Below are 13,610 nucleotides of genomic sequence, written 5' to 3' on the forward strand. Positions count from 1 at the left end.
TCAGACCCCTGCCTTTGCTACGGTGACCTGCGGTTCCTCGGCGCTGGAAAGCAGAACTTCCAGTTCCAGGGTCAGCGTTTCGGTCTTGACGAGCTCAGCATTGGCCTGGAGGGCGTCAACGACGTCCTGCTGCGCTTCGACGGAAGTTCGGATGCGGTCGCTCACGTTCAGCCCAGCATCCTTGCGTGCCTGCTGGATGGCGCGGACCATGTCGCGTGCCAGGCCCTCGGCAGCCAGTTCCGGCGTGACTTCGGTGTTCAGGACCACGAAACCGCCACCGGGCAGTACGGCAACTGCGGAAGACCCGCCGTCGGCCGCTTCTGCCACGACGGTCTCCAGGGTGTATTCCTGCGGCTCAAGCTCGAGTCCCCCGGCCACCACGACGCCGGAATCGGTTACCGACCAGTCGCCGGACTTGGATCCCTTGATGGCCTGCTGCACGTTTTTGCCAAGGCGCGGACCAGCAGCCCGGGCGTTCACCACCAGTTTCTGCTCGATGCCGAATTCCTCCGGTGAAGCCGAAGCAGCGTCCAGCAAGCGGACGGAGCGAAGGTTCAGTTCATCGGCGACGACGGCGGCGAAGCCTCCCAGCGCATCTGCCCCGGGTGCCACGACAGTCAGTTCCTGCAGCGGCAGGCGGACCCGCAGGTTCGCCGCCTTGCGCAGGCTCGATCCGGTGGAGCAGATCTGCTGCACGCGGTCCATGGCCTCCACGAGCCCTGGATTGGCCGGGAACAGTGAAGCGTCGGGCCAATCGGCGAGGTGCACGGAACGGCCCCCCGTCAGCCCGCGCCAGATCTCTTCCGTCACGAGCGGCAGCAAGGACGCTGACACGCGGCATACGGCTTCCAAAGCGGTGTAGAGGGCGTCGAAGGCGTCCACGTTCTCGTCAAAGAAGCGCTGGCGGCTGCGGCGGACATACCAGTTGGTGAGCATGTCCAGGTAGCTGCGGAGTTCATCGCAGGCCCCGGAGATGTCGTAAGAATCAAGGCTTTCGGTCAGGCTGCGGACGAGGTCCCCGGTGTTGGCCATCAAATACTGGTCCAACGTGTCGGAGTAGCCGTCGTAGCGCAGCTTCGCTTCATAGCCGGAACCGGAGTTCGCGGCGTTGGTGTAGAGCGTGAAGAAGCTGTACACGTTCCAGAGCGGCAGGATGACCTGGCGGACGCCGTCGCGGATGCCCTGCTCGGTGACCACCAGGTTGCCACCGCGAAGGATCGGGCTGGACATCAGGAACCACCGCATGGCATCCGAGCCGTCACGGTCCAGGACCTCGGAAACGTCCGGGTAGTTGCGCAGGCTCTTGGACATTTTTTGGCCGTCGGAGCCCAACACGATGCCATGGCTGATGACGTTGCGGAAAGCGGGACGGTCGAACAGCGCCGTAGACAGGATGTGAAGCATGTAGAACCAGCCGCGGGTCTGGCCGATGTACTCCACGATGAAGTCCGCAGGGTTGTGGGTGTCGAACCATTCCTCGTTCTGGAACGGGTAGTGCACCTGTCCGTAGGGCATGGAACCGGAGTCGAACCAGACGTCCAGGACATCTTCGACGCGGCGCATGGTGGACTTGCCTGTGGGGTCGTCAGGGTTGGGGCGGGTCAATTCATCGATGAACGGGCGGTGCAGGTCCACTTGCCCTTCGTTGTTGACCGGCAGACGGCCGAAGTCCGCCTCGATGTCAGCCAGCGAGCCGTAAACGTCCGTACGCGGGTACTCGGGATCATCGGACTGCCACACGGGAATCGGCGAACCCCAGTAGCGGTTACGGCTGATGGACCAGTCGCGGGCGTTGTCCAGCCATTTGCCGAACTGGCCATCCTTGACATTGCCCGGGATCCAGTTGATCTCCTGGTTCAGCTCGGACATGCGGTCCTTGAACTTGGTGACCTCGACGTACCAGGAGGACACAGCACGGTAGATCAGCGGGTTCCGGCAGCGCCAGCAGTGCGGGTAGCTGTGCTCGTAGCTGGCCTGGCGGACCAGGCGGCCATCGGCGCGCAGCACCTGGGTGATGGGCTTGTTCGCGTCAAAGACCTGCAGTCCCACGATCGAGGCGAGCTCGCCATGGGCAAACAACGGCAGGAACTTCGCGCCCTCGTCAACGGACAGGACAACGGGGATGCCGGCATCCTCACAGACCTTCTGGTCATCCTCACCATAGGCCGGAGCCTGGTGCACGATTCCCGTACCGTCTGTGGTGGTGACGTAGTCCGCCACAAGGAAGCGCCACGCGTTCCGGGTGCCGTACTTCTCGGCATCGGCAAAGTCGTTCCACAGTGGCTCGTACTCAAGGCCCGCCAACTCGGCGCCTGTATGGGTTGAGACGACGGCGGCAGCTGCGGCAGCTGCGTCGTCGTACCCCAAATCCTTGGCGTAGGTCCCCACGAGGTCGGCGGCCAGCAGGAAGCTGCCCGTGACCGGGGCTTCCGCCGAAGCAGCCTTGACGCCGTTCGGACCGGCGGGCAGGACCGCATAGGGGATTTCAGGCCCGACGGCGAGCGCCAGGTTGGTGGGCAGCGTCCAGGGCGTTGTGGTCCAGGCGAGCGCCTGGACGCCTTCGAGGGCCTTGGAGAGTTCGGACTCCCCCGCCTTGATGGGGAACGTTACCGTGACGGTCTGGTCCTGGCGGTTCTTGTAGACGTCGTCGTCCATGCGGAGCTCGTGGTTGGACAGTGGCGTCTCGTCCTTCCAGCAGTACGGAAGGACGCGGTACCCGTTGTACGTCAGTCCTTTTTCGTGCAGTTGCTTGAAAGCCCACAGCACCGACTCCATGTACTCGACGTTGAGTGTCTTGTAGTCGTTGTCGAAGTCCACCCAACGGGCCTGGCGCGTGACGTAGGCCTTCCATTCGTTGGCGTACTTCATGACGGAGGCGCGGCAGGCGTCGTTGAATTTGTCGATGCCCATGGCTTCGATCTGGGTCTTGTCCGTCATGCCCAGTTGCTTCATGGCTTCGAGCTCGGCTGGAAGGCCGTGGGTGTCCCAGCCGAAGCGGCGCTCCACGCGCTTGCCGCGCTGGGTCTGGTAGCGCCCTACGAGGTCCTTGGCGTAGCCAGTGAGGAGGTGCCCGTAGTGGGGGAGGCCGTTGGCGAAGGGAGGGCCGTCGTAGAAGACGAACTCGTTGCTGCCGTCCTTGCCTGCTTCGCGCTGGTCGATGCTTGCCTGGAAGGTGCCGTCTTCATCCCAGTACTTGAGGATGCGCTCTTCGATTTCCGGGAACTTCACGGAAGCGGACACGCCCTGCGTGCCTGAAGGAGTCGCTGAGGCCTTGGGGTAGTGGGTCATCTCATATCCTGTGATAGCTGGTTGACTGTCAGGATGCGAGGACGGCTTCAGTGTTTGCTGATGCCGCGGTACCACCTCACTTACCGGAACCATGGCGCCCCGGGTGGGGGGGCAACGGCCGGTTCCGGCCTCTCATTACTGCTGTGACGGGCTTACCCGTCCGGTTCTACTGGGCCCTGGCCGCCGCTTGGATTGCTCCACTTGGGCGTTCAGGGATGTTCTTCCGGAAGCTCACCGGTGATGGCCGGGTCAACGCTTGTCTCCCAAGTCTAGCGGCAGGAGACCCCCGTGCTCCACTCGCAGGATCATCCTTCGGGTGGACCAGTGGGATGCCGTCGGGTGCATAGACTCGACCCCATGACCAACCCCGCCCTTGTCCTTCCGACCGCGGGCCCGGTAAAACGCTGGCTGGGCCACCAGGCATCCCCCGCGTGGTCGGTCCTCGCTCTGCTCTTGGTGTTGCCTGTGGCGGGAATGTCGCTGTTCAGGGCGGTCCCCACGGAGTGGCCGCTGGTGGTGGTTCAACTGTTGTCGTTCACCCCGTGGATGGTGCTGCCATCGGCGCTGGCGATGGTCCTTGCAGTGGTTGGGCGCCGCCTCTGGGTCCTCATCACGACGGCAGCCCTGTTGGCTCTCCAATTGTTCTGGCTGTTTCCGCTGGACACCGGAAGGGCAGAAGCAGTTCCTGCGGGGACCGCCACTGTTTCCGTGAAGGTGATGAGTCTCAACACTGAATACGGTGAGGCTGACGCACGTGCCATCGTGAAGTTGGTCCGGGACAACGGTGTTCAACTTTTGACCCTCCAGGAGCATACGCAAGGGCTGGAAGACCGCCTACGCTCCGAAGGCCTGGAGTCAACACTGCCGAACCTCCTGAGTGAACCCAACGACGACGCTTCCGGTGGCGCCGTGTATTCCGTTTTCCCTCTGCAACCGGAGGGGCTGCTGCCCGATACGCCATTCCGGATGGACGTTACGCGGGTCCTCGTCACGGATGCGGGCAACGTTTCCAAGGCGACGTTGAACCTCACCAACGTTCATGCCCTGCCCCCGGTTGACGAGCGGATCCAGCAGTGGCGCAGCGACCTTGTCAAGGTTGCCCGTCAGGCCTCCCGTCCGGGACATCACCTGCTGATGGGTGACTACAACTCCACCTACGACCATGCCGAGTTCCGTGCCGTGCTTGACCCCGCCATGGGCGGCGGACAGGACGGGAAAAAGCTCGTCGACGTCGGAACAGCCTCAGGCGGACGGTTCTCCCCCACCTGGCCGATGGAGGGACCACCCCTTCCTGGGATCGTGATCGATCACATGGTTACGTCGCCCCGAATCGGCAGCAGTGGCTACGCGGTCCACCAGGTTTCGGGTTCTGACCATGCGGCCATGGTGGCAACCCTGGTTATCCCGGCCGGTTAGCCGGTTGGAAGGCGTGTCCCGCTTCAGCCTTCCTTGCGGATGAGCTTGTGGTTGGCCGCCTGCGCCACCGGGCGCACCACGATCTGGTCCAGGTTGATGTGGTGCGGCAGCGAGACTGCGTACTTCACGACGTCGGCCACGTCCTCTGCCGTTAGGGGCTTTTCGACTCCGGCGTAAACCTTGGCGGCAGCGTCCTTGTCACCCAGCCGGTTAAGGGCAAATTCCTCAGTGTGGACCAGGCCCGGCGCTACCTCGATGACACGGATGTTGTGACCCACTTCTTCCAGCCTTAGGGCGTTGGTCATGGCGTGCTGGGCAAACTTTGCGGCGTTGTATCCTGCGCCGCCTTCGTAAGCGGCCAGTCCGGCGGTGGATGTGAGGTTGAGTACAGTTCCTTCCCCGTCCTGCCTCAGCATCGGAAGGAATGCCCTGGTGATCTTCATGGTGCCCAGGACGTTGACCTGGTACATCCACTCCCAATCCTCAGTATCGGCATTCGCGATCGTGTCCGCGCCACGGGCACCGCCGGCGATGTTGATGAGGGTATCGGCTCCCCCGGATTTGGAAACGGCCTGCAAAAGGGCTGCGACGTCGTCGTCGCTGGTGATATCGGCCGCAAATGGAATGGCGCCGGTTTCGGCGCCCAGCGCGCCCAAGCGGTCGGCCCTGCGGGCCACCGCAAAGACCTTCCAGCCTGTGGAGGCCAACGCCCGCACCGTTGCCTCGCCGATGCCCGTGCTCGCGCCGGTTACTACTGCTGTCTTGTTCTGAACTGGATGAACCGTGTGTGCTGCCGAAGTCATGGCACCACACTATCCGCAGGCCTCAAGCATTTGCCCGGCCGAGCAGGAATTCACGTAATACCACGGCATGGTTCACCTCTGGATCCCTGGCGGCATAGAGCAAGGTGACCCGAGGATGGGACCTCGCCAACTCCAGCAAAGTCTGAACTGCAGCATTGCTTTCCAGTTCAGCCTCGTACTGCCGCCGGAAATCGGTGAACCGCTCCTGCATGTGTGCGAATTCGGTCCGCAAGGTTGGCGATGGCGCGACTTCCTTCAGCCACAAATCCAAGTGGGCCTTCTCCTTGGACACCCCGCGCGGCCATAGCCTGTCAACCAAAACCCGGGCACCGTCGTCGTCAGCGGGGTCCTCGTAGATGCGTTTGAGGACGAAAGCGTCCCGATGGCCAGCCATGACGGCATGCTACGGCAAGGCGCTGCGGCGGACCATGGAACAATTGACACATGGCTGAATCAACGCAGGGTACAGACACGCCCGCCACCGCCCCCATCAACGTTCCCGACAAGCCGGCCCTTGAACGCCTTGAGGCTGCCCTGACGCAGCGCTGGCTGGACGAAGGAACCTACAAGTTCAACCCGGACACCACCCGGGAGCAGGTCTACTCGATCGACACTCCCCCGCCGACCGCCTCGGGTTCCCTCCACGTGGGCCACATGTTCTCCTTCACGCAGACGGACGTCCAGGCCCGCTACATGCGCATGACCGGAAAGAATGTCTTCTACCCCATGGGTTGGGACGACAACGGCCTGCCCACTGAGCGTCGCGTCCAGAACTACTACGGTGTGCGCTGCGATCCCGCCATCCCCTACAACGCCGACTACCGTCCTCCAGCACAGCCGGCCAAGAACCAGCGCGATTTCGACGTCGTTTCCCGGCAGAACTTCATCGAGCTGTGCGAGGAACTCGCTGTCGAGGACGAAAAAGTCTTCGAGAACCTCTTCCAGACCCTCGGCCTGTCCGTGGACTGGGACCTGACCTACCGCACCATCGACGACACCTCCCGTGCGGTATCCCAGCGTGCCTTCCTTGCCAACCTTGCAGCGGGCGACGCCTACATGGCCGAGGCCCCCACGTTGTGGGACGTCACGTTCCGTACCGCTGTAGCCCAGGCTGAGCTTGAGGACCGCGAAGTTGCGGGCGCCTACTACCGCTACCCCTTCTTCACCGAAGACGGCGAAAAGATCTTCATCGAGACCACCCGTCCGGAACTGCTCGCCGCTTGCGCCGCGCTGGTAGCAAACCCCGACGACGAACGGTACCAGCCGCTGTTCGGCAAGACCGTGAAGTCGCCGCTCTTCGACGTTGAGCTTGAGGTAAAGGCCCACCCGCTCGCCAAAGCGGACAAGGGCTCCGGCATCGCGATGGTCTGCACCTTTGGTGACCTGACCGACGTCACGTGGTGGCGCGAGCTGCAGCTGCCCACACGCGCCATCATGGGCCGCGATGGCCGCATCATTGCCGAAACCCCGGAATGGATCACTACCGACGCCGGCAAGGAAGCCTACGCCGCGATCGCCGGCAAGACGGCCTTCTCCGCCAAGGAAGCAGTTGTAGAGCTCCTCACGGCGGCAGGCCTGCTGGACGGCGAACCGAAGAAGATTACCCACCCCGTGAACTTCTTCGAAAAGGGCGACAAGCCCCTTGAGGTGGTGACCTCACGCCAGTGGTACATCCGCAACGGTGGACGAGATGAAGAACGCCGCGAACGGTTGATCGGCCGCGGCCAGGAAATCAACTTCCACCCCTCTTTCATGCGCTCGCGCTATGAGAACTGGATCGCGGGCCTGAACGGCGACTGGCTCGTATCACGCCAGCGCTTCTTCGGCGTGCCCATTCCTGTCTGGTACCCCCTGGATGCCCAGGGCAACCCGGACTACGACCACCCCATCCTGCCATCGGATGACATGCTCCCCGTGGATCCCGCCGCAGATGCAGCCCCTGGCTTCGAGGAAGCGCAGCGTGACCAGGCCAACGGCTTCACAGGTGACGCCGACGTCCTGGACACCTGGGCCACGTCTTCCCTGACCCCGCAGATCGTGGGTGGCTGGAGCCGTGACGAGGAACTGTTCTCCAAGGTCTACCCGTTCGACCTCCGCCCCCAGGGTCACGACATCATTCGCACATGGCTGTTCTCCTCCGCTGTCCGCGCCGACGCCCTGCAGAAGAGCGCGCCGTGGAAGCACGCAGCTATTTCAGGGTGGATCCTTGACCCGGACCGCAAAAAGATGTCCAAGTCCAAGGGCAACGTGGTTGTCCCCACGGACGTCCTGAACGAGTTCGGCTCGGACGCCGTCCGCTACTGGGCAGCCTCGGCCAAGCTCGGTGCGGACACGGCCTACGAAATCGCGCAGATGAAGATCGGCCGTCGGTTGGCCATCAAGCTACTCAACGCCTCCAAGTTCGTGTTGAACCTTGGCGCGACCGAAAACTCCGTGGTCTCCAGCGATCTTTCCGTGCTGACCAATCCACTGGACCGGGCACTGCTCGCCCAGTTGTCGGACGTTGTTGCGCAGTCCACCAAGGCTTTCGAAAACTACGACTACGCCCGGGCACTGCAAATCACTGAGTCATTCTTCTGGCAGTTCACCGACGACTACGTCGAGCTGATCAAGGACCGCGCCTACGGTGCGGCCGGGGAGTCGGAGCAAGCATCCGTACTGGCTGCGCTGGCCACCACCCTGGACTCCTTGCTGCGCCTTTTCGCGCCGTTCCTGCCGTTCGCCACCGAAGAGGTGTGGAGCTGGTGGCGCACCGGCTCGGTTCACCGCGCCCAATGGCCTGCCGCACTGGAAATCGCCGATGGCGACACCACCATGCTTGGCACTGTTGGCGTAGCACTCAGTGGCATCCGCAAGGCCAAGTCCGAGGCAAAAGTGAAGCAGCGCACCGCGGTACTCTCGGCGTCCATCACGGCCAATGAAATGCTTGTTGCGCAGCTCAAGGCCGGACTCGGGGACCTGAAGGCAGCCGCGAACGCCCAGGAGATCGCACTTCAGTCCGGTGAGGGTGAGCTGACGGTCAGCAACGTCGTCCTCGCACCGGCAGAGGAAACGCCAGCGTCCTAGGAGCCTTCCGGCAAATTCCGGAAATTTGGGCAAAGGGGAAGCCCCATCAGCGTTTTGCCGTTGGTGGGGCTTCGACTTTTCGGCTGTCTGGTGACGGCTTGACAGTCTGGCGGAATCCTCGGAATTTCAGGTCTTACTACCTCGTCACTGGTAGCTTGCTTCCAACTTTGCCAAAGGCTGCGTTGGTTGCATATCACTGAATCTTTGGTTTCCGTGTCCCTCTTCTTTCGAAGTGGGTAAGAACCATTGTGGTCCCGCCAGGGACCATGCACAAGAGCCCCGGCAGAACTACAATCCTGTAGTTCTGCCGGGGCTTTTTCGTGCAGCTATCCTGCAGCCCGGGTAAAGCTATGGCAGAGTATGGACATGCCGGAACTTCCCGAAGTGCACGGCCTGTGCACGTATCTGGACACCCAGCTCCATGGAGCTGTGCTGACCAGCGTCCGCATCAACTCCATCGCCGCCTTGAAGACCGCTGATCCGCCCTACAGCACCCTCGAAGGCCGCACCATCCAGGGCACACAGCGCTTCGGCAAGTTCATCAGCCTCGATGCCGACGGCCTGTTTTTCGTCTTCCACCTCGCAAAGGCCGGGTGGGTCCGCTATACGGAGCATCCATCAGCAGCCGGGCTGCGCATGGGCAAGAGCAACATAGCGGCCAGGCTACTGCTGCACCGGCAGGCCGACGACGCCCACATAGGACTGGACCTCACTGAAGCCGGCACCAAGAAGAGCCTGGCCATCTATGTGGTAAGGGATCCCTTGGATGTTCCCGGGATCGCAACCCTGGGTCCGGAACCGCTCAGCCCCGACTTCGACGAAAATGCCCTGGCGGCAATCCTTAAGACAAGTTCCCAACAGATCAAGGGACTTCTCCGCAGCCAAAGCATCATCGCCGGGATTGGCAACGCCTACAGCGATGAGATTCTGCACGCCGCCAAAATCTCCCCCTTCGCCATCGCGAAGACGCTCGACGGCGAAACAGTACGGCGGCTCTATGTTGCCGTGCAGGAGGTTCTGGTGGGTGCCGTGAACGCGGCAGCTGGAAAGCCTTCCAGCGAGCTGAAGGACACCAAGCGAAGCAATTTCAGGGTCCATGCCAGGACCGGGCTGCCCTGCCCTGTTTGTGGCGACACTGTACGTGAAGTGTCGTTCGCAGACACGTCACTTCAGTACTGTGCTACCTGCCAAACCCACGGAAAGATCCTCGCGGACCGGCGCACTTCGCGCTTCCTGAAGTAGTGCCGCGGATTCGCCGGACCCGGACCCTGGGCTTCTTGGTTGAACTCGGGCTTGGCTAGTTGAATTCAGGGCTTTCCGTGCGGCTTCGCTTGATTTCGAAGAAGTGCGGGTAGCCGGCAAGGGTTACCGTGGCATCCCAAAGTTGCCCCGCTTCTTCGCCCCTCGGAATCCGGGTGAGGACCGGGCCGAAGAAGGCCGTGCCATTTACAGCCACCACGGGCGTTCCCACATCCTGGCCCACCAGGGAGATGCCGGCCTCGTGGCTGGCCCGCAATTCGGTGTCGTACTCCTCTGAGTCCGCGAAGCGCGCCAGCTCAGCTGGAAGGCCTACCTCTGCCAGCGCTTTCTGGATCACGGAACTACGGTCCTTGTTGCCTTCGTGGTGGAACTGCTCCCCCATGGCGTCGTACAAGGGTTTAATGTACCTGCTGCCATGGAGCTCCTGGGCAGCAATGATCACGCGGACAGGACCCCAGCTGTCGTCCATCATCGCCCTGTAATCCCCGGGAAGGTCACGGCCCTCATTGAGGACGGACAAGCTCATGACGTGCCATTCGGTCTCAATTTCCCGCACTTGCTCCACCTCGCCGATCCAGCGCGATGTGATCCATGCGAAGGGGCAAACAGGATCGAACCAGAAATCGGCTTTATTGACGGGCTGCTCTGGCAGGTTCTGTTCGGGCAGGCTCTGTTCAGGCACAGTCAGTTCAGGCACGTTCATTTCAGGCACAGGGAAACTCCTTGGAAGAGTAAAAAGCGGGCATCAAGCGACGCGGAATGCATGAAACCGCCGCTTACTAGGCCAACGGGTGGCTAGGCCGACTTATTCCGGCGCTTCGCTACGACGTCGTGGCCAATCATGGTGGGCTGGGCCTTGTTGTCCACCACATCAGCGGTGATGACGACAGTTGCGATGTCATCCCTGCTTGGCAGATCAAACATGACGGGCAGCAAGACTTCTTCCATGATGGCCCTCAGGCCACGGGCGCCGGTTCCACGCTCAAGAGCCTGGTCAGCGATGGCATCCAAAGCGTCGTCGTCGAATTGCAGGTCTACACCATCCAGCTGGAACATCTTCTGGTATTGCTTCACCAGGGCATTCTTGGGCGTGGAAAGGATCTGGATCAACGCAGGACGGTCCAGATTCGAGACGGTGGTGATCACTGGCAGGCGGCCAATGAACTCCGGAATGAGTCCGAACTTCAGCAGGTCTTCCGGCATGACTTCACCGTAAGTGTCAACGTTGTCCCGGACTTCGTTCAGTGGCGCTCCAAAGCCGATGCCCTTGCGCCCTGACCGCGAACCAATGATGTCCTCAAGGCCGGCAAATGCACCTGCCACGATGAAGAGCACGTTGGTGGTGTCGATCTGGATGAATTCCTGGTGCGGATGCTTACGTCCACCCTGCGGCGGGACGGAGGCTACTGTGCCTTCGAGGATCTTCAGCAGGGCCTGCTGGACTCCCTCGCCCGACACGTCCCGGGTGATCGAGGGGTTCTCGCTCTTGCGGGAGATTTTGTCGATCTCGTCAATGTAAATGATGCCTTGTTCGGCTTTCTTGACGTCGTAATCAGCGGCCTGGATGAGCTTGAGCAGTATGTTTTCGACATCCTCGCCCACATAGCCAGCCTCCGTGAGTGCGGTTGCATCGGCCACAGCGAACGGGACATTGAGCCTGCGGGCGAGCGTTTGCGCCAGATACGTCTTGCCACAGCCAGTTGGACCGATCAGCAGGATGTTGGATTTGGCGATCTCCACATCCTCGTGATGCGGACCCTCACCAAGGCTCCCGGCCTTGGGAGCATGACCAGCCTGGATCCGCTTGTAGTGGTTGTAGACGGCAACTGCCAACGACCGTTTGGCAGGCTCCTGGCCGATGACGTATTCCTGCAGGAAATCGAAGATCTCCCGGGGCTTGGGGAGTTCAAAACTGCCAAGGTCCGAAACTTCCGCAAGTTCTTCTTCGATGATCTCGTTGCAAAGCTCGATGCACTCATCGCAGATGTACACACCGGGCCCGGCAATCAGCTTCCGTACCTGCTTCTGGCTCTTTCCGCAGAAAGAACACTTCAGCAGGTCCGTGCTCTCGCCAATCCGAGCCATGTGGGAATCCCTTCGTTACATGCGGGTGATGCGGCTCCGTGCCGTACTCAAGTGTGCAGCCTGGCCGGGGTTGGCACCACCGTGACAACATCCACTCTAGGTCACAATGGGCTGCTTGGGTGGAAACAGAACGCCGGTGCGGTCCATATTTCGCGAACCGCACCGGCGTCGTTTTCCGTATGCTACCTGGCGATTGCCTGGGGCTTGATCTTGCGGGAGTCCAGGACCTGGTCGATCAGACCGTAGCTCATGGCCTCGGCCGCGGTCAGGATCTTGTCGCGCTCGATGTCATTGTTGACCTGCTCGGAAGTACGGCCCGAGTGGTGTGCCAGCGTGTCTTCAAGCCATGTACGCATGCGCATGACTTCAGCAGCCTGGATCTCGAGGTCGGATGCCTGGCCGCCCTGGCCGCCGGACAACGCCGGCTGGTGGATCAGCACGCGTGCGTTCGGCAGTGCCAGCCGCTTGCCGGGTGTTCCCGCTGCAAGCAGGACAGCAGCGGCGCTGGCTGCCTGGCCCAGGCATACCGTCTGGATCTCCGGACGAATGTACTGCATGGTGTCATAGATCGCCGTCATGGCCGTGAACGATCCACCTGGCGAGTTGATGTACAACGTGATGTCGCGGTCCGGATCCGTGGACTCAAGAACCAGCAGCTGGGCCATGATGTCATCGGCAGAAGCGTCGTCAACCTGGACGCCGAGGAAGATGATGCGGTCCTCGAACAGCTTGGTGTACGGATCCTGGCGCTTGAAGCCGTACGGTGTGCGCTCTTCGAACTGGGGCAGGACGTAGCGGCTGGTTGGGAGATTACCGGCAGACCATCCGAAGTTGTAGTTCATGTCATTACTCCTGGGTTTCAGTGGTTCTTTGGTGCCGGTTAGTTTTCGGAGCCTGGCTCGGAGTTCGACTGGTTGGCCGTTCCACCGCCACCAGCTACCGAGCCTGCGTGAGCCGAGATCTTGTCGAAGAAGCCGTACTCCAGAGCCTCCGTGGCCGTGAACCACTTGTCGCGGTCGTTGTCCTTGAGGATGGTCTCCACAGTCTGGCCGGTCTGTTCTGCGGTGAGTTCCGCCATGACCTTCTTCATGTGCAGGATGAGCTCAGCCTGGATTTTGATATCCGAAGCAGTGCCGCCGATACCACCGGACGGCTGGTGCATGAGAATACGGGCGTTGGGGGTGGCGTAACGCTTCCCCTTGGTTCCGGAGGAGAGCAGGAACTGCCCCATGGAGGCAGCCAGGCCGGTGGCAACAGTGACAACATCGTTGGGGATGAACTGCATGGTGTCGTAGATGGCCATGCCGGCGGTCACCGAGCCACCGGGTGAGTTGATGTAAAGGTAGATGTCCTTCTCGGGGTCTTCAGCCGAGAGGAGGAGCAGCTGGGAGCAGATGGCGTTGGCGTTCTCGTCACGGACTTCAGAGCCAAGCCAGATGATGCGCTCTTTCAGCAGGCGGTTGTAGATGTAGTTGTCCTGGGCTGCGGGATCGACAGTTGCCATCCGGGGAGCCTCTGATTGCTGTGACATAAGTACTTACCTCTCGCTGGTGCCAGTGACCTCACTGAACTTCACTACTTGGACACTAACCGTTTTCAGGGACGATTTGTTCGCCGGAATCGCGCTGTTCGCTGACGGCGCACGATTGGAGCGGGCCCGCAGATCCAGCACGCTGATTGTATGCGGGCTTG

The 13,610-nt window shown here is 61.6% G+C and carries 10 protein-coding genes; 3 read left to right on the forward strand and 7 right to left on the reverse strand.

Translation table 11 applies throughout. The features are described 5' to 3' along the window. Window positions 1-3,288 (reverse strand): isoleucine--tRNA ligase, encoded by a 3,288-nt coding sequence (gene ileS, locus J2Y41_RS15780; protein WP_309929852.1) that lies wholly within the window; start codon window positions 3,286-3,288, stop codon window positions 1-3. A 357-nt stretch (window positions 3,289-3,645) separates the two neighbouring features. Here ileS and J2Y41_RS15785 point away from each other — a divergent pair, with 357 nt between their 5' ends. After that, window positions 3,646-4,704, forward strand: coding sequence for an endonuclease/exonuclease/phosphatase family protein (locus J2Y41_RS15785; protein ID WP_309929854.1), 1,059 nt, complete (start codon window positions 3,646-3,648; stop codon window positions 4,702-4,704). A 23-nt stretch (window positions 4,705-4,727) separates the two neighbouring features. Here J2Y41_RS15785 and J2Y41_RS15790 read toward each other — a convergent pair whose 3' ends face one another. Both J2Y41_RS15790 and J2Y41_RS15795 read right to left on the reverse strand, forming a co-directional pair. Then, window positions 4,728-5,507 carry an SDR family oxidoreductase gene (locus J2Y41_RS15790; protein ID WP_309929856.1) on the reverse strand — a complete coding sequence of 260 codons (780 nt, stop codon included), beginning with the start codon at window positions 5,505-5,507 and terminating at the stop codon, window positions 4,728-4,730. A 22-nt stretch (window positions 5,508-5,529) separates the two neighbouring features. Continuing rightward, complete coding sequence (locus J2Y41_RS15795; protein WP_309929857.1) at window positions 5,530-5,901, reverse strand: DUF488 family protein; 372 nt, start codon at window positions 5,899-5,901, stop codon at window positions 5,530-5,532. Window positions 5,902-5,951: 50 nt separating this feature from the next. Between J2Y41_RS15795 and valS the strand changes: the two genes are divergently transcribed. Together valS and J2Y41_RS15805 are read left to right on the forward strand one after the other, a co-directional pair. Further along, window positions 5,952-8,573, forward strand: coding sequence for a valine--tRNA ligase (gene valS / locus J2Y41_RS15800; protein WP_309929858.1), 2,622 nt, complete (start codon window positions 5,952-5,954; stop codon window positions 8,571-8,573). 366 nt (window positions 8,574-8,939) lie between these two features. Beyond that, window positions 8,940-9,815 (forward strand): DNA-formamidopyrimidine glycosylase family protein, encoded by an 876-nt coding sequence (locus J2Y41_RS15805; protein ID WP_309929860.1) that lies wholly within the window; start codon window positions 8,940-8,942, stop codon window positions 9,813-9,815. A gap of 55 nt (window positions 9,816-9,870) precedes the next feature. Here J2Y41_RS15805 and J2Y41_RS15810 read toward each other — a convergent pair whose 3' ends face one another. From J2Y41_RS15810 to J2Y41_RS15825, 4 genes are all read right to left on the reverse strand, one after another. Continuing rightward, window positions 9,871-10,515, reverse strand: coding sequence for a DsbA family protein (locus tag J2Y41_RS15810; RefSeq protein WP_309929925.1), 645 nt, complete (start codon window positions 10,513-10,515; stop codon window positions 9,871-9,873). Window positions 10,516-10,628: 113 nt separating this feature from the next. Beyond that, the gene (gene clpX / locus J2Y41_RS15815) at window positions 10,629-11,918 is read right to left on the reverse strand and encodes an ATP-dependent Clp protease ATP-binding subunit ClpX (protein ID WP_223933150.1); all 1,290 of its coding nucleotides are present in this window, start codon (window positions 11,916-11,918) and stop codon (window positions 10,629-10,631) included. Between the two features lie 182 nt (window positions 11,919-12,100). Further along, a complete protein-coding gene (locus J2Y41_RS15820) occupies window positions 12,101-12,760 on the reverse strand; it encodes an ATP-dependent Clp protease proteolytic subunit (protein WP_216925476.1) in 660 nt (219 codons plus the stop codon). 38 nt (window positions 12,761-12,798) lie between these two features. Then, window positions 12,799-13,422: an ATP-dependent Clp protease proteolytic subunit gene (locus J2Y41_RS15825; protein WP_275964122.1), complete on the reverse strand. Its 624-nt coding sequence runs from the start codon at window positions 13,420-13,422 to the stop codon at window positions 12,799-12,801. Window positions 13,423-13,610: the final 188 nt, after the last annotated feature.

Origin of the sequence: Arthrobacter sp. 1088, assembly GCF_031455315.1 — a bacterium.
Lineage (GTDB): Bacteria > Actinomycetota > Actinomycetes > Actinomycetales > Micrococcaceae > Arthrobacter.